Consider the following 16,541-nt stretch of genomic DNA (forward strand, 5'->3'; position numbering starts at 1 on the left):
AACAGCCGTCAGCAAGCGCCGCGAACGGCCGCGAACCTCGTGTTCGCGGCCGTTTTATTTTTCATTCCATCGTCAAGCGCGCGCACTACAATCCACGTCACGAGTGCGCCGGCCGCATCCCGACGCGCTCCTCCCGGTCAATCGTCGAAGTACCCGGGCCGGCCCCGACACGCCAGCCCGGTCAACAGGAGACAACGATGCAAGTCCAACCGTACCTGACGTTCTACGGCCGCGCGGAAGAAGCCCTTCAGTTCTACGAAAAGGCGCTCGGCGCGAAGACGATGTTCAAGATGCATTTCAAGGATGCGCCGCCGAATCCCGATCACCCGATGACGCCGGAAATGGCCGACAAGGTCATGCATGCGAGCTTCACGATCGGCGACTCGATGATCATGTGCTCGGACGGCGACTGTAGCCAGCCGGGCGGCGGCATGCACGCCGGCTATTCGCTGTCGCTGAACCCGGCGACGGTCGAGGAAGGCCAGAAGCTGTTCAATGCGCTCGCCGACGGCGGCGAAGTGACGATGCCGTTCGGCAAGACGTTCTGGGCGCTCGGCTTCGGGATGGCGAAGGATCGTTTCGGCGTGCACTGGATGGTCAACGTCGAGGACCTGTCGCAGCGCGAGGATCTCGCGAAACGCGCGCAGGGCTGACGCCAGCGAAAACGCCCGCCACTTCGCAGTGACGGGCGTCGTCGTTGCGGCGCGGCGCGCGGCCGCGCCGCCCGTATCAGCTCTCGACGACGTCGAGATAATCTTCCGGCCGCGTGCGATCCTCCGCATGCGCCATGCCCATCACGCGCACCAGCACGCTCACCGCCACCGACACCACCAGGTTCACGATCAGCGACCACACGGCCGCGTAGCCGGGAATCGCGAGACCGAACAGGTGGATCGTGAAGATCGATCCGGCCAGCTTCAGCGAGATCGCCATCCACGTGCCGCACACGATGCCTGCCGCCCAGCCGGCCAGCAGGCCGCGATGGTCGAGCATGCGCGTGTAGAGGCCGAGCACGATCGCCGGCAGCGTCTGGATGATCCAGATCCCGCCGAGCAGCTGCAACTGGATCGCATACGTCAGCGGCAAGCCGAGGATGAACGCGACCGCGCCGACCTTCACGATCAGCGACACGAGCTTCGCGACGTGCGTCTCCTGCGCGTGCGTCATGTTGCGGTTCACGAACTCGCGGTGGATGTTGCGCGTGTACAGGTTCGAGGCCGCGATCGACATGATCGCCGCCGGCACCAGCGCGCCGATGCCGATCGCCGCGAACGCGACGCCGACGAACCACGACGGGAAATACTCGAGGAACAGCGCGGGCACCGCGAAGTTCGGGCCGAACGCCTTGAAGTACGGCGCGTACTGCGGCATGTCCTTCACGCCCGCCGCGAGCGCCATGTAGCCGAGCAGCGCGAGCAGGCCGAGCACGAACGAGTACGCGGGCAGCATCGCCATGTTGCGGCGGATCGAGTTGCCCGACGACGACGACAGGATCGCCGTGACCGAGTGCGGATACAGGAACAGCGCGAGCGCGGAACCGATCGCAAGTGTCGCGTACGCGCTGTAGCCGTTCAGGCTCGTCGCGTCGGGCGCCTTCAGCAGCAGCTTGGCCGGCGGCACCGACGCGAAAATGTGCCCGAAGCCGCCGAGCTTCGCGGGGATCACGATGACCGCTGCCGCGATCGTGATGTAGATCAGCACGTCCTTCACGATCGCGATCATCGCGGGCGCGCGCAGCCCCGACGTGTACGTGTACGCGGCGAGGATCGCGAACGCGATGATCAGTGGCAGGTCGCCGACGAAGCCGGTCGTGTCGAAACCGAGCGCGCCGATCACGACTTCGATGCCGACGAGCTGCAGCGCGATGTACGGCATCGTCGCGAGGATGCCCGTCACCGCGATCGCGAGCGCGAGCATCCGGCTGCCGTAGCGTGCGTTCACGAAGTCGGCGGCCGTCACGTAGCCGTGGCGCTTCGCGATGCTCCACAGCTTCGGGAACACAACGAACGCGAACGGATAGATCAGGATCGTATAGGGCAGCGCGAAGAAGCCCATCGCACCGGCGCCGAACACCAGCGCGGGCACCGCGACGAACGTATAGGCCGTGTAGAGGTCGCCGCCGAGCAGGAACCACGTGACGATCGTGCCGAAGCGGCGGCCGCCCAGGCCCCATTCGTCGAGATGGGCGAGATCGCCGCGCCGCCAGTTCGCGGCCAGGAAACCGATGATCGTGACGCCGATGAACAGCAGCACGAAGACGAAGGTTGCGCCGAGGTTCATTGCGCACCTCCCTGCGGGCCGCTCGCCTTCCACGCGTTCTTGGTCTTGAAATAGACGAACGCGGTAATCACCGCGCTAATGAAGACCCACAGCAGCTGGTACCAGTAGAAAAACGGAAAGCCGAACCATTGCGGTTCGATCTTGCTGTACGACGGTACCCAGACCATCGCGATCAGCGGCAGCACCAGCAGCCAGAGCCAGCGCTTCGCGGCCCGATTGGCGTCGGCATCGTGAGCCATGACGTCTCCTCTTGTTTCCCGGTTATCGATCTTGTTGAGCGGGTACGGCGCCGGGAGGAGCGGCGAAACGGGTAGGCTGCGGCTCCCCTGGCTTCGCGCCAGTATAGGAGCCGCGGGCACGCGGTCAAGCAGGGGCGAACCCGAGGTGATCCGCCCCCAGTCGCGCGGTTGCACCGGCATGCGGCCGGTGCACGAGCGTCAGATCGCGAACGAGGATTCGCGTGCGCCGGTCGTTTCTTTCAAAGCTTTCACCCACTTGCGCGCGGGCAGCTTCAGCGTGTCCTCGATCAGCTTCGCGCGTGCTTCCAGCTGCGCGAACGACACGTCGAGCACGGGGCCCGAGAACGCGATCGCGATCCGGTTGCCGTCGTGCACTTCCGGCAGCGCGATCACGCGATGGTCGAACGCCGCGTTCAGGTGCTTCATGTTGCGCACGAAGCTCGGATGGTCGCCGAACAGGTTGATCGTCGCGATGCCCGCGTCGGCGAGGCAGCCGCGCACCGCGCGGTAGAACGCGACGCTGTCGAGCACCGGGCCGCGCGCGGTCGCGTCGTACAGGTCGATCTGCAGCGCGCCCGTCGTGCCGCGGTTGGCCGGATCGTTGACGAAGTCCCATGCGTCGGCTTCGTGCACGACGAGGCGTTCGTCGTCGGGCGGCAGCGCGAACATCGTGCGGGCCGCGACGATCACGGCCGGGTTCAGTTCGACGGCTTCGACCTTCGCGTGCGACAGGAAGCGGTGCGAGAACTTGGTCAGCGCGCCGGTGCCGAGCCCGAGCTGGACGATCCGCTCGGGCGTTTCGAGGAACAGCAGCCACGCCATCATTTGCTGCGCGTATTCGAGCTCGATGTGCAGCGGCTTCGAGATCCGCATCGCGCCCTGCACCCATTCGGTGCCGAAGTGCAGGAAGCGCACGCCGCGCTCTTCCGAGAACGTGACGGGCGCGAAGCGCGGCTTGCGCGGCGCTTCGAGCACGGGCACGTCGTCGTGTTCGTCGATTTCCGGGCGGCGCTTCATGCGCGGCGGCTGGAGCTTGTCGGAGCCGTTGTAGGCGGACGCCTTGCGTTGCTTGAACGCGCGCGCCTCGGCGGACGCGCGCTTGATGAGTCGGGACATGATTGAATCTCGCAGGGTGATGCTGGGTGATGCCGGATGAGCGGACGAGAGGATAGCATTGGTGGGAGGGGGGCGGCCGCCAGGCAAGCGCAGGACGGGTCGCCCGGCCATGCGGGCGACTTGCATGCGCTTCGGGCATGCAGGACGTGCCGAACGGTGACGATCCTTGCAGTTCGCCATCCGCGAGAACGCGAAGACTACTGACGACAGGGAGTCATATGACCTCGAACGACAAAAAGATCTGGTTTCCGGCCAAGCGCTACGGATGGGGATGGGGTTTGCCGGTCGCGTGGCAAGGTTGGGTCGTGTTGCTGGTGTTCGCGATCGGGATTGGCGTCACTGCATGGCTTCTGCCGCCGAAACGAGCGCCATTCGCATACGGTGCGTGCATCGTGGCGTTGGTCGCGCTGCTGACCGCCGTTTGCTGGATCACGGGAGAAAAGCCCCGGTGGAGATGGGGGAAGGACGAGTGATCACTAGGCGCGATACGCATCCGGAATAACCGCCCCTCTCCACCATCGATACGCCGCGACCGCGCTCTATGGAACGGCCGCTTGGTGTTCCCGCGCGCACCTTGAAAATATACCCAAATAGGGATAAATTCACCGACGGATCCGGACAGAAGAAATCATCGAGCGGCATCGCGACACCCAAGCCGGACGGCGATCTGGTCCGCGAACGTCTGAAAGCGGCCGAGGCTCACGCAAAAGGAGAAAGGCGATGATCGAAATCGAACAGGGCAGCACGAACGTCTACGCTGACCTGGGCATGCGCGATGCAGACGAAATGCGAGTGAAGGCTCAACTCGCCGCGAAGATCGCGGAGATCATCAAGGCGCGCAAATGGACGCAGCAGCACGCGGCCCGGCTGCTCGGCATGACGCAGCCGAAACTGTCGAACATGCTGCGCGGGCAGTTTCGCGGCGTCAGCGAAACGAAGATGCTCGAATGTCTGGCGAAGCTCGGACGCGACGTGCAAATTGTCGTCGGACCGGATCGTCAGTCGGACGTCGAAGGGCATATCGAGGTCGTATTCGCCGCCTGACGATCACGCCACGCCAACGACTTTGCAGTGCTGGCCGTGAAGTGCGGCGGCAACGCTCGGCCGCTCAGCGCGCAATGTGCCGCCACTGCTCCAGCTTCTGCTCGAACGACAGCATCGCATTCGCCGGGCTCGACGACGGCAGCACCAGCGTTTCATACCCGGCCTGCCCGATCACGTCGGCAAAGCGCCCCGCCGTCTTCCCGTTGAAACAGACCTTCTTCAGCAACGGCGCATGCTCGCGCAACGACGCAAAGTCGTTCGGCTTCGCATTCCGGATCGCAGAATCGAGACTGCCTTGCCGATGGCATGCATCGAGGACATCCCAGATGCCGATACCGTGCAAAAGCACGCGTTCGAGCCGCGCGTCGTACACAAGCTCGTGCAGCCCCGGCTCGCCGAGCACCGCACCGAGCAACCGCCAGAACTGATTGCGCGGATGCGCGTAGTACTGCGCGGCATCGAGCGACGCCTCGCCCGGAAAGCTGCCGAGGATCATCGTGTGCGTATTCGGCCCGACGACCGGCGCAAAACCTTGCAGCATCACGCGGCCCCGCGCGGCCCGTCGCCATGCGCATCGAGATGGCGCCACAGCGCGGGCAGCATGCACTCGGTGACCATCAACGGCTTGCCGTGCCGCTGGAACACCGAGCGCCGCGCGACGAATGCGTGCGGCGCCCGCGCCCCCTGCAACGCATGGCTTGCGAGCGCATACAGTGGATGACCGGCGATCACGCGCCGGCTGACGAGCGCCGAGCGCTCGACCTGCGGATCGCTGTACAGCAGCTCCGCGAGCGGCCGCGTGCGCAACCGCCGCATCGCCTGCCATACCCCCTTGCTGGCCGTGAGCGGCGCGATGCTGTGCGCGGCGACGTACGGCGTGCCGTCGACCGACAGGATCACCTCGCGCACCCACATCGGCGCGCGCGGCGCACTGTCGAGCGCGTCGTGCTCGTCGAACCACGGACAGTCGACGGCCTCGCGCGTCACGCGCACGCTCACGCGGCCGAGCCGCGCGAGATGCGCGGTCAGCGAACCGCCGCGCGTCAGCCAGTCGCGCTGGTCGAGCGTGCAGCCGGGCCGGGGCGTTGCGCGCCAGCCCGCCTGTGCGCCGTCGAATCGAATCCGCTTGCTCACGCAGCGCGCGACAGCAGCAGCGCGTTGGTCCGCTTCACGAAGCTCGCCGGATCGTCGAGCATCCCGCCTTCGGCCAGCAATGCCTGGTCGAACAGCAGATGGCACCAGTCGCCGAAATTGGCGCTGTCGGCGTTCAGCTGCTTCACGAGCGCGTGCTCCGGGTTGATCTCGAGGATCGGCTGCATCGCCGGCGCGTTCTGACCGGCCGCCTTCAGCATCCGCTGCAGGTAGCCGCTCATGTCGTTGTCGTCCGCGACGAGGCACGACGGCGAATCGGTCAGGCGGAACGTGACGCGCACTTCCTTCACCTTGTCGCCGAGCGCTTCCTTCATCTTCTCGACGACCGGCTTGATCGCCTCGCCCGCCTGCTCCTGCGCCTTCTTTTCCTCGTCGCTCAGCTCGCCGAGGTCGAGATCGCCGCGGGCAACGCTCGCGAGCGGCTTGCCGTCGAATTCATGCAGGAACGACAGCATCCATTCGTCGACGCGATCGGTCAGCAGCAGCACCTCGACGCCCTTCTTGCGGAACACTTCCAGATGCGGGCTGTTCTTCGCGGCCTGCCACGTATCGGCGGTCACGTAGTAGATCTTGCTCTGCTCCGGCTTCATGCGAGACACGTAGTCGGCGAGCGACACGTCCTGCGCGTCGGTGTCGCCGTGCGTCGACGCGAAGCGCAGCAGCTTCGCGATGCGCTCGCGGTTCGCGTGATCCTCGCCGAGGCCTTCCTTCAGCACCTGGCCGAACGCGCTCCAGAACGTCTTGTACTTCTCCTTGCCGGCATCCTCTTCCGCGTTCGCGAGTTCCTCGAGCATCGACAGCGCGCGCTTCGTCACGCCTTCGCGGATCGCCTTCACGTCGCGGCTTTCCTGCAGGATTTCACGCGACACGTTCAGCGGCAGGTCGGCCGAATCGACGACACCCTTCACGAAGCGCAGGTATTGCGGCAGCAGCTGCTCGGCGTCGTCCATGATGAACACGCGCTTCACGTACAGCTTCAGGCCGCCGCGGTAGTCGCGGTTCCACAGATCGAACGGCGCGTGCGCCGGCACGAACAGCAGCTGCGTGTATTCGCTGCGGCCCTCGACGCGATTGTGCGTCCACGTGAGCGGATCCTGGTGGTCGTGCGCGACGTGCTGGTAGAACTGCGTGTACTGCTCGTCGGTGATGTCGCTCTTCGAACGCGTCCACAGCGCACTCGCCTGGTTGACGGTCTCGTCCTCGTCCTTCAGGACCATCTCGCCCTTTTCCTGATCCCACTCTTCCTTCTGCATCAGGATCGGCAGCGCGATGTGATCGGAATACTTCTGGATGATCGACTTCAGGCGGTGCGACGACAGCAGCTCGTCCTCGCCTTCGCGCAGGTGCAGCGTGATCGTCGTGCCGCGCTGCGCGCGCTCGATCGCGTCGATCGTGAAGTCGCCCTCACCCGCGCTTTCCCAGCGCACGGCTTCGTTCGCCGGCAGGCCGGCGCGACGCGTCTCGACGGTGATCTTGTCCGCGACGATGAAGCCCGAGTAGAAGCCGACGCCGAACTGGCCGATCAGCGCCGCGTCCTTCTGCTGGTCGCCGGACAGCTTCGTGAAGAATTCCTTGGTGCCCGAGCGCGCGATCGTGCCGAGGTTCGCGATCGCCTCGTCGCGGCTCATGCCGATGCCGTTGTCGTCGATCGTGATCGTGCGGGCGGCCTTGTCGAAGCCGATGCGGATGCGCAGGTTCGGATCGTTCTCGTACAGCGCGTTGTCCGCGAGTCCTTCGAAACGCAGCTTGTCGGCCGCGTCGGACGCGTTCGACACCAGTTCGCGCAGGAAGATTTCCTTGTTGCTGTAGAGCGAATGAATCATCAGGTGGAGGAGTTGCTTGACCTCTGCCTGAAAGCTCATCGTTTCGTGTGCCATGGATGCTGTTTCCTCTTACTTGAACTTGAATGGTGTGACGCGGGCGCCCGGCGCGCGATGCCGGTGGGCCCGTCAAGGACGACCGCCTGGCGCAAGCGGTTTGCGCGGGTATCTGGGGCCGGGCTGCCGGATTTCAAGGGGCGGCGTGCCGCCCCGTCACGACGCGCGCCGTGCCGCCGACTCGATATAGCGCGCGAGAAAGCCCGGCAGCGCCGGATCGCCGCAGTTCGCGACGTTGAAGCGCGTCCACGTCGACGACGACTGCTGCGGCGAGAACAGGCTGCCCGGCGTCAGCAGGAATCCTTCCTCGTGCGCGGCGGCCGCGAGCGCGTCCGAATCGACACCCGTGTCGGCCCACAGGAACATCCCGGCCGCCGGCATCGCGAACAGCCGCAGCCCGGTGCGCTCGAGCATCCGCGCGGTCTTGTCGCGCACGCCGTCGAGCCGCGCGCGCAGGCGCTCGACGTGGCGCCGGTAATGCCCTTCGGTCAGGATCTTGTAGAGCACGCGCTCGTTGAGCTCCGGCGTCGTCATCCCGACCAGCATCTTCTGGTCGGTGATCGCCTTCGCGATCTCCGGCGCGCAGGCGACATAGCCGACCCGCAAATTCGCCGCGAGCGTCTTCGAATAGCTGCCGAGGTAGATCACGCGCTTCAACTGATCGAGGCTCGCGAGTCGCGTCGCCGGGTAGCTCGGCGGGCACAGGTCGCCGTACACGTCGTCCTCGACGACGAGAAAGTCGTACGCCTCCGCGAGCTTCAGGATCCGGAACGCCTGCGCGGCCGACAGCGACGTGCCGGTCGGGTTCTGCAGCACCGAATTGATCACGAGCATCTTCGGCCGCCACATCTGCACGAGCGTTTCCAGCGCGTCGAGATCGGGGCCGTCGGGCGTATACGGCATGCCGACGAGTTGCGCACCCTGCGACGCGAAGCGGCCGAACATCTGGAACCATGCGGGATCGCCGACGATCACCGCGTCGCCCGGCTGCACGTAGATGCGCGAGATCAGGTCGATCGCCTGCGTGATGCCCGACACCATCACGAGCTGCTCGGGCTTCGCGCCGATCTCGACTTCCGCGAGCCGCGTCTGCAATTGCTGGCGCAGCGGCAGAAAGCCCTGCGGCGTGCCGAAGCCGAGCATCTGCGCGCCGGACTGGCGCCCGAGCGCGCGCAGCGAGCCGGTGATCAGCTCGCCGTCGAGCCAGCGGCCCGGCAGGTAGCCGAGACCCGGCCCTTTTTCCGGGCTGGCGGTGTGCAGCATGTTGCGCAGCAGCCAGACGACGTCGATCGTGTTGTGCACGGGCGCGGCCTCCGCCACGCGCGCCACGTTGTCGACCGGCTGCGGACCGACGGCCGTGCGCTCGCGCACGTAGAAACCGGAGCCGCGCCGCGAATCGAGATACCCCTGCGCGACGAGCCGCTCGTACGCCTCGACGACGGTGAAACGCGACACGCTCTTGTCGAGCGCGAGCTTGCGGATCGACGGCATGCGCATGCCGGGCCGGAACACGCGCTCGTCGATGCGGCGCCGCGCCCACTGGACAAGCTGGTCGACGAGCGTGAGCGTGGCCGTATCGTGCGGCGCGGGGATCTGGGCGAGAGGGACGGTGGACACGGGCGGGCAACTCCAACTGTACCGAAGGCTATCGCGCCGATTGTACCGTTACTGTGCCGGTGCGGACGATTACAGTTGACCTCGAATGGCGACGTGCGGCCGCCGTTCCGGCCCGGCCGCACGCGGTGCCGCACCGCCCGGCACGCGGCGCGGCGCAGCGCGGCCCGGGGCACCGGCCGGTGGCGCCCCCGTCCGCCCACCATGACACTTTCGCTTCCCGACCGACGTTCATGCCAGCCCGTTCCCTGACCCTCGACCATCTCGTGATCGCCGCGCGCACGCTCGACGAAGGCGTGCGCCACGTCACTAACACGCTCGGCATCGAACCGGCCGGCGGCGGCCGCCACCCGCTGATGCGCACCCATAACGCGCTGTTCGGCGCGTGGGGCGGGCTGTACCTCGAAGTGATCGCGATCGATCCCGACGCACCGGCCACCGGCGACGACACCACGCCGCCGCGCGCGCGGCTGTTCGGCCTCGACGATCCGGCGATGCACGCACGGCTCGCGCAGGGCCCATTCCTCGCGCACTGGGTCGCGCGCGTCGACCGCCCGCGCCAGCTCGCGCTGTGGCAGAGCCAGTACCCGGCGCGCATCGCGCCGGTCGTCGCGATGCGGCGCGGCGACCTGAGCTGGGGCCTCACGGTGCCCGACGACGGCGCGTTCCCCGCGTGGCAAGGCGCCGGCGACGGCCTCGCGCCGTCGCTGATCCAGTGGGACAGCCCGCGTCATCCGTCCGAATCGCTGCCGGACAACGGCGTCGCGCTGAAGGCGCTCAAGGGCGTCCACCCGCGTGCGGACACGATTCGCGAGCAGCTCGACTGGCTCGGCGCCGGCCATCTGCTCGACGTCGAAACCGGCGACGGCCCGCCCGCGCTCGTCGCGGAATTCGACACGCCGCAAGGCGCTCGCACGCTGCGCTGATCGCGCGGCCGCCCCTTCGATTACACGAACCCAGCCAAACCCGGCAATACGGAGACACCCAGTAATGAATTCGCGCGAAACCCGGGGCATGCTGCTCGGCCTCATCGGCGTGATGATCTTCAGCCTGACGCTGCCGATGACGCGTATCGTCGTCTCCGAACTCAATCCGCTGCTCAACGGGCTCGGCCGCGCGCTCGCCGCATCGGTGCCGGCCGGCCTGCTGCTGTGGTGGCGCCGCGAACGGCTGCCGACCCGCGCGCAGCTGAAAAGCCTAGCCGTCGTCTCGGCCGGCGTGATCATCGCGTATCCGGTGTTCTCCGCGTGGGCGATGAAAACCGTGCCCGCGTCGCACGGCGCGGTCGTCAACGGCCTGCAGCCGCTGTTCGTCGCGCTGTACGCGGCGTGGCTGTCGCACGAGCGCCCGTCGAAGGCGTTCTGGGCCAGCGCGCTGGCGGGCAGCGCGCTCGTGATCGCGTTCGCGCTGCGCGACGGCGGCGGCACCGTGCAGGCGGGCGACGCGCTGATGCTCGTCGCGGTCGGCATCGGCGCGCTCGGCTATGCGGAAGGCGCGCGCCTCGCGCGCCAGATCGGCGGCTGGCAGGTGATCTGCTGGGCGCTCGTCGTGTCCGCGCCGTTCCTCGTGCTGCCGGTCGGCTGGCTTGCGTGGACGCAGCACGTCGCCCATCCGGCCCCGCTTGCGTTGCGCACGTGGCTGGCGTTCGGCTACGTGACCCTTTTTTCGCAATTCATCGGCTTTTTCGCGTGGTACGCGGGGCTCGCCATGGGCGGCATCGCGCGCGTCGGCCAGGTCCAGCTGCTGCAGATCTTCTTCACGATCGCCTTCTCCGCGCTGCTGTTCGGCGAGACGGTAACGCCGTCCACCTGGCTGTTCGCTGCCGCCGTGATCGCGACCGTGATGCTCGGCCGGCGCTCGGCCGTGGCCACGGCCCCGCGTGCTGCTCGCGCCGGTTGATGAGGTGCGCCATAATGTTTGTTTTGCCAGAACGGTTTTGCCCACCCGGCCGCGACGGCCCGATCGCGCTCCCGCATGCCTACCCGGCCGCGTCGACGCAATCTGCCTGATCGACCTTTCTTGACTGACCCGATATCCGAACGAGGAGACTATGAATCCGACCGACCTGCATCCGCCGCACTGGCAGCTTTCCGAACGCGCCCGCAAGCTGACGAGCTCTGCGATCCGCGAGATCCTGAAGGTCACGGAACGCCCCGAGGTCATCTCGTTCGCAGGCGGCCTGCCGGCTCCGGCGACGTTCCCGGCCGAACGCATGCGCGCCGCGGCCGACCGCGTGCTGCGCGACGCGCCGGCCGCCGCACTCCAGTACAGCGCGACCGAAGGCTACCTGCCGCTGCGCGAATGGATCGCCGAGCGCTACAGCGTGCGCGTGTCGCAGGTGCTGATCACGACCGGCTCGCAGCAGGCGCTCGACCTGCTCGGCAAGGCGCTGATCGATCCGAACAGCCCGATCCTCGTCGAAACCCCGACCTACCTCGGCGCGCTGCAATCGTTCTCGCTGTACGAGCCGCGCTACGTGCAGGTGCCGACCGACGAGCAGGGCCTGTTGCCCGAAGGCCTCACGCCCGAGCTGACCCAAGGCGCGCGCCTGCTGTACGCGCAGCCGAACTTCCAGAACCCGACCGGCCGCCGCCTGCCCGTCGAGCGCCGCCGCGCGCTCGCCGCGTTCGCGCAGTCGAGCCCGTTCCCGGTGCTGGAAGACGACCCGTACGGCGCGCTGAACTACCAGGGCGAGCCGCTGCCGACGATGCTGTCGATGGCGCCGGACCACATCGTGCACCTCGGCACGTTCTCGAAGGTGCTCGCGCCGGGCCTGCGGATCGGCTACATCATTGCCCCCGAAGAACTCCACTTCAAGCTCGTGCAGGCCAAGCAGGCCACCGACCTGCACACGCCGACGCTCACGCAGCGCATCGCGCACGAAGTGATCAAGGACGGCTTTCTCGACGAGCACATCCCGACGATCCGCCAGCTGTACGGCGCGCAATGCGAAGCGATGCTCGCGTCGCTCGCACGGCACATGCCGGAAGGCGTCACGTGGAACCGTCCGGAAGGCGGGATGTTCATCTGGGTGAACCTGCCCGCGCAGATCGACAGCATGAAGCTGCTCGCCACGGCCGTAGACAACCACGTCGCCTTCGTGCCGGGCGCGCCGTTCTTCGCGGACGATGCTCAACAGAACACGCTGCGCCTGTCGTTCGTGACGGTGCCGCCCGAAAAGATCGAGGAAGGTGTCGCGCGCCTCGGCAAGCTGCTGCGCGAGCGCCTCTGATCCCCGCTTTTTCCTGTCACGACTCTCTACGAGGAATCGAACGCATGGCTAACGTCTACGACAAACTGAAGTCGCTCGGCATCGAGCTCCCGACCGCCGGCGCACCGGCCGCCGCCTACGTGATGAGCGCGCAAAGCGGCAACACGGTCTACCTGTCGGGCCACATCGCGAAAAAGGACGGCAAGGTCTGGGCCGGCAAGCTCGGCGCGGATCTGCAGACGGAAGACGGCAAGGCGGCCGCCCGCTCGATCGCGATCGACCTGCTCGCGACGCTGCACGCGCACACCGGCGACCTGAACAAGGTCACGCGCATCGTGAAGCTGATGAGCCTCGTCAACTCGACGCTCGACTTCACCGAACAGCACGTCGTCACGAACGGTGCGTCGGAGCTGATCGCGGAAGTGTTCGGCGATGCGGGCAAGCACGCACGTTCGGCGTTCGGCGTCGCGCAGATTCCGCTCGGCGCATGCGTCGAGATCGAGCTGATCGCCGAAGTCGCGTAACTCGCGTCACGCGATCGTCACGATGACTAGCCACGGCGTCCGTTTCAAGCAGGTCGACGTCTTCACGTCGGTGCCGTTCAAGGGCAATCCGCTCGCGGTCGTGTTCGACGCCGATTCGCTCGGCGACGACGACATGCTCGCGATCGCCCGCTGGACGAACCTGTCGGAAACGGCGTTCGTGTGCACCCCGACCGATCCGGACGCCGATTACCGCGTCCGGATCTTCACGCCGGGCGGCGAACTGCCGTTCGCCGGCCACCCGACGCTCGGCACCGCGCATGCGTTCCTGGAAAGCGGCGCGCGACCGCGCACGCCAGGCGTGCTGATCCAGCAATGCGGCGTCGGGCAGGTCGAACTGCGCGAACAGGCCGACGGCTGGGCATTTGCCGCGCCGCCGGCTCGGTTCACGCCGCTCGAGCGGGCCGACTATCCGGTGCTGGCGGCCGCGTTGCGCAGCAATGCGATCGATCCGGACGCCGAACCGTGCGCGGTCGACAACGGCGCGCCGTGGCTCGTCGTGCGGCTCACGTCGGTCGAAGCCTGCATCGGCCTCGCGCCCGATCCGGCCGCGCTCGGCGCCCTCATCCACCGCTACGGCGCGCACGGCCTCGCGGCCTACGCGCCGCACCCCGACGACGGCCCCGCGACGTTCGAAATCCGCTGCCTGATGACGGGCGACGGTTTCGGCACCGGCGAGGATCCCGCCACCGGCAGCGCGAACGCCGCGCTGGCCGAGCTGCTGAGCCGCCAGCAGCGCCGCCCCGGCACGTCATACACGGCCCGCCAGGGCACGGCGATCGGCCGCGCCGGCCGCATTGCCGTTCGCTATGACGACGACGGCACGATCTGGATCGGCGGCCACGTCGTGACGGTCGTGGACGGCACGTTCCAGATGCCCGCCTGACGTTTCGTCGTTTCCCCACGTGCGATGGCGCCACAGCGGCCGACGCCCTGAGGTTGCCCGTCTATCGCAAAAACGTTCCAGCCAGTAATATCGGGCCTAATCCGTCGCTTCGGCGGGTCTGTCCATGGTTGCGCATCCCGCGAACGAACAGACGCCGGGGCGACCCCAACCATAGCCGGCCATCCCCACGAGGATGGCGCAAGCGAGCAGGACGCCGCCCTTCTTCAATGAGCTCCGCCCGGTCCAACCACACGCCGCCGACCCGGCCGCTGCGCGCGCCGCGCAAATCGCGCCGGCGCGCGCTGTTCGCGATCCCGTTGCTCGGGATGCTGGCGCTTGCGCTGCTGTGGGCGGTGATCATCGCGCGACTGTCGGTGGAAAAGGACAGCGCGTACAAGGAAGCGGCGGCATCCGCGGCGATCCTGTCGTCCGCGCTCGAGCAGCACACCGTCAAGGCGATCCACCAGGTCGACCAGATCACCCGCTTCGTCAAGTTCGAATTCGAGAAGTCGCCCGCGCACTTCAATCTCGCGAGCGCGGTCGAAAAAGGCGTCGTGCCGAGCGACACGCTGATCCAGGTCTCGCTCGTGAACGCGAAGGGTATCCTGTTCGCGAACACGGCCGACATCCATCCGCAGCCGATCAACCTGTCGGATCGCGAGCACTTCAAGGTCCATCTCGCGCACAACGACGACCGCCTGTACATCAGCAAGCCGGTGTTCGGCCGCGTGTCGAGCCACTGGACGCTGCAGATGACGCGGCGCCTGAACAACCCGGACGGCAGCTTCGCGGGCATCGTCGTGGTGTCGGAAGACCCGAGCTACTTCACCAACGATTTCTACAACAACGCGGCGATCGGCAAGGAAGGCGTGATCGCCGTGGTGTCCGACACGGGCGCGGTGCTCGCGCGGCGCACCGGCTCGGTCAGCAACGCACCGGGTGCGTTCTCCGCGTCGGGCGTGTACCCGATCGCCGAGCGCGTGACGGGCACGATCATCGACCCGATCGACGGCGTGACGCGCATCGTGTCGTACCGCCACCTCGACGGCTACCCGCTCGCGGTGATGGTCGGGCTGTCGCAGACCGAGGAATTCGCGGACTACTCCCACACGCGCAACGTCTACCTGCTGATGACGAGCTTCATCACGCTCGCGATGCTCGCGTTCTTCAGCGTCGCGACGGGGCTGATCGGCAAGCTGCTCGGGCGCGAGCGCGAGATGACCCAGCTCGCCGAATACGACCTGCTCACCGGCCTCGCGAACCGCTACGCGACGCTGCGCGGGCTGCGCAACGACGTGTCGATGCCGGCCAGCCTGTCGCGGCTCGGCCTGCTGTTCATCGACCTCGACAACTTCAAGACCGTCAACGACACGCTCGGCCACAACGCCGGCGACATCGTGCTGCAGATGACCGCGTCGCGCCTGTCGGATGCGGTCGGCGACGAAGGCTCGCTCGCGCGGATCGGCGGCGACGAGTTCGTGGTCGTGATGAAGGGCGACGACATCGAACGGCGCGCGGTGCGGCTCGCGGAGGCGATCATCCGGATGTTCGGCGAGCCGTTCGACGTGCGCGGCAGTTCGTTCGTGCTGCACGCCAGCATCGGCATCGCGCTGCACAGCGTCGCGAACGAAAGCGAGATCGACCTGCTGAAGAAGGCCGACCTCGCGATGTACAGCGCGAAGGACGCCGGCAAGAACTGCTACCAGTTCTACGCGCCGCACCTGTCGCACCGCGCGGACCACCTGATGCGCTGGGAACAGCAGTTGCGCGTCGCGCTCGCCGAAGGACAGCTGTTCCTCGCCTACCAGCCGAAGATCGACCTGACGCACCGCACGATCACCGGCTTCGAGGCGCTCGCGCGCTGGGACCACCCCGAGCACGGGATCATCTCCGCGAACGAATTCATTTCGATTGCCGAATCAACGGGCCTGATCGTGCCGATCGGCGACTTCGTGATCCGCACCGCGTGCGAGCAGATCGCGCGCTGGCGCGACGACGGCCACGACACGCTGACGCTCGCGATCAACATCTCGCCGGTGCAGTTCTGGCGCGGCGACCTGATCGAGACGATTTCCCAGGCGCTGCAGGACACCGGCATCGACGCGAACCGGCTCGAGATCGAGATCACCGAGACCGCGATGATGGAATACCCGGAGCTCGTGTCCGAGAAGATCGTCGCGCTGAAGAAGCTCGGCATCCGGATCGCGCTCGACGATTTCGGCACCGGCTATTCGTCGCTGTCGTACCTGCACCGCTTCTCCGTCGACACGCTGAAGGTCGACCGCTCGTTCGTGCAGGCCATCCCGAACGATCGCAGCGTGTGCGTGATGGTGTCGTCGATCGTGCATCTGGCGCGCTCGCTCGGCCTGACGGTCGTCGTCGAGGGCACCGAGACCGAGGAGCAGATCGCGTGGCTGTCCGCGCTCGGCGAGATCGAGGCGCAGGGCTTCCTGTTCTCGCGCCCCGTGCCGGCCGACGCGATTCCCGCGCTGATCGCACGCTTCGGCGTGCGCGGCGCCCGGCCGGACGTCCTCACCCACCGCGCGACCGGCAGCACGGGCGCCTGAGCCCGCCACCCGC

Annotated in this window: 16 protein-coding genes; 9 read left to right on the top strand and 7 right to left on the bottom strand. The window is 67.1% G+C overall.

Annotation, left to right across the window (positions count from 1 at the left end):
• Positions 1-197: 197 nt before the first annotated feature.
• Positions 198-653 (top strand): VOC family protein, encoded by a 456-nt coding sequence (locus SB771_RS04555; RefSeq protein WP_175660210.1) that lies wholly within the window; start codon positions 198-200, stop codon positions 651-653.
• Positions 654-729: 76 nt separating this feature from the next.
• Here SB771_RS04555 and mctP read toward each other — a convergent pair whose 3' ends face one another.
• The 3 genes from mctP to SB771_RS04570 all read right to left on the bottom strand — a co-directional run bounded on the left by mctP (position 730) and on the right by SB771_RS04570 (position 3,635).
• The gene (mctP, locus tag SB771_RS04560; protein WP_012364381.1) at positions 730-2,280 is read right to left on the bottom strand and encodes a monocarboxylate uptake permease MctP; all 1,551 of its coding nucleotides are present in this window, start codon (positions 2,278-2,280) and stop codon (positions 730-732) included.
• Positions 2,277-2,519, bottom strand: coding sequence for a DUF3311 domain-containing protein (locus tag SB771_RS04565; protein WP_006754439.1), 243 nt, complete (start codon positions 2,517-2,519; stop codon positions 2,277-2,279). The genes mctP and SB771_RS04565 overlap by 4 nt, the downstream gene beginning before the upstream one ends.
• A 198-nt stretch (positions 2,520-2,717) precedes the next feature.
• Positions 2,718-3,635, bottom strand: coding sequence for a spermidine synthase (locus SB771_RS04570; protein WP_105833018.1), 918 nt, complete (start codon positions 3,633-3,635; stop codon positions 2,718-2,720).
• Positions 3,636-3,853: 218 nt separating this feature from the next.
• On the opposite strand from SB771_RS04570, the gene SB771_RS04575 reads away from it, so the two are divergent.
• Both SB771_RS04575 and SB771_RS04580 read left to right on the top strand, forming a co-directional pair.
• On the top strand, positions 3,854-4,108 hold the full coding sequence (locus tag SB771_RS04575; RefSeq protein ID WP_175660211.1) for a hypothetical protein: 255 nt from the start codon (positions 3,854-3,856) through the stop codon (positions 4,106-4,108).
• A gap of 247 nt (positions 4,109-4,355) precedes the next feature.
• The gene (locus SB771_RS04580) at positions 4,356-4,679 is read left to right on the top strand and encodes a helix-turn-helix domain-containing protein (RefSeq protein ID WP_138847374.1); all 324 of its coding nucleotides are present in this window, start codon (positions 4,356-4,358) and stop codon (positions 4,677-4,679) included.
• Between the two features lie 64 nt (positions 4,680-4,743).
• Here SB771_RS04580 and SB771_RS04585 read toward each other — a convergent pair whose 3' ends face one another.
• The 4 genes from SB771_RS04585 to SB771_RS04600 form a co-directional block, all read right to left on the bottom strand.
• Positions 4,744-5,220, bottom strand: a complete 477-nt coding sequence (locus tag SB771_RS04585; protein WP_175660212.1) for a DNA-deoxyinosine glycosylase — start codon at positions 5,218-5,220, stop codon at positions 4,744-4,746.
• On the bottom strand, positions 5,220-5,801 hold the full coding sequence (locus SB771_RS04590; protein ID WP_175660432.1) for a chorismate--pyruvate lyase family protein: 582 nt from the start codon (positions 5,799-5,801) through the stop codon (positions 5,220-5,222). Before SB771_RS04590 ends, SB771_RS04585 begins: the two co-directional genes overlap by 1 nt.
• An 8-nt stretch (positions 5,802-5,809) precedes the next feature.
• Positions 5,810-7,708 (bottom strand): molecular chaperone HtpG, encoded by a 1,899-nt coding sequence (gene htpG / locus SB771_RS04595; protein WP_175660213.1) that lies wholly within the window; start codon positions 7,706-7,708, stop codon positions 5,810-5,812.
• 156 nt (positions 7,709-7,864) lie between these two features.
• The gene (locus SB771_RS04600; protein WP_006752869.1) at positions 7,865-9,325 is read right to left on the bottom strand and encodes a PLP-dependent aminotransferase family protein; all 1,461 of its coding nucleotides are present in this window, start codon (positions 9,323-9,325) and stop codon (positions 7,865-7,867) included.
• A 230-nt stretch (positions 9,326-9,555) separates the two neighbouring features.
• Between SB771_RS04600 and SB771_RS04605 the strand changes: the two genes are divergently transcribed.
• From SB771_RS04605 to SB771_RS04630, 6 genes are all read left to right on the top strand, one after another.
• Positions 9,556-10,248: a VOC family protein gene (locus tag SB771_RS04605; RefSeq protein ID WP_175660214.1), complete on the top strand. Its 693-nt coding sequence runs from the start codon at positions 9,556-9,558 to the stop codon at positions 10,246-10,248.
• Positions 10,249-10,312: 64 nt separating this feature from the next.
• Positions 10,313-11,221 carry a DMT family transporter gene (locus tag SB771_RS04610; RefSeq protein WP_124626763.1) on the top strand — a complete coding sequence of 303 codons (909 nt, stop codon included), beginning with the start codon at positions 10,313-10,315 and terminating at the stop codon, positions 11,219-11,221.
• 151 nt (positions 11,222-11,372) lie between these two features.
• Positions 11,373-12,554: a PLP-dependent aminotransferase family protein gene (locus tag SB771_RS04615; RefSeq protein ID WP_011657566.1), complete on the top strand. Its 1,182-nt coding sequence runs from the start codon at positions 11,373-11,375 to the stop codon at positions 12,552-12,554.
• A 44-nt stretch (positions 12,555-12,598) separates the two neighbouring features.
• Positions 12,599-13,057: a RidA family protein gene (locus SB771_RS04620; protein WP_006478174.1), complete on the top strand. Its 459-nt coding sequence runs from the start codon at positions 12,599-12,601 to the stop codon at positions 13,055-13,057.
• A 22-nt stretch (positions 13,058-13,079) separates the two neighbouring features.
• On the top strand, positions 13,080-13,961 hold the full coding sequence (locus tag SB771_RS04625) for a PhzF family phenazine biosynthesis protein (protein WP_175660215.1): 882 nt from the start codon (positions 13,080-13,082) through the stop codon (positions 13,959-13,961).
• A gap of 227 nt (positions 13,962-14,188) precedes the next feature.
• Complete coding sequence (locus tag SB771_RS04630) at positions 14,189-16,528, top strand: EAL domain-containing protein (protein WP_165751821.1); 2,340 nt, start codon at positions 14,189-14,191, stop codon at positions 16,526-16,528.
• The last annotated feature ends 13 nt before the right edge of the window (positions 16,529-16,541 follow it).

This window comes from Burkholderia sp. SIMBA_051, from assembly GCF_046534915.1.
In the GTDB taxonomy this organism is placed as follows: domain Bacteria; phylum Pseudomonadota; class Gammaproteobacteria; order Burkholderiales; family Burkholderiaceae; genus Burkholderia; species Burkholderia ambifaria.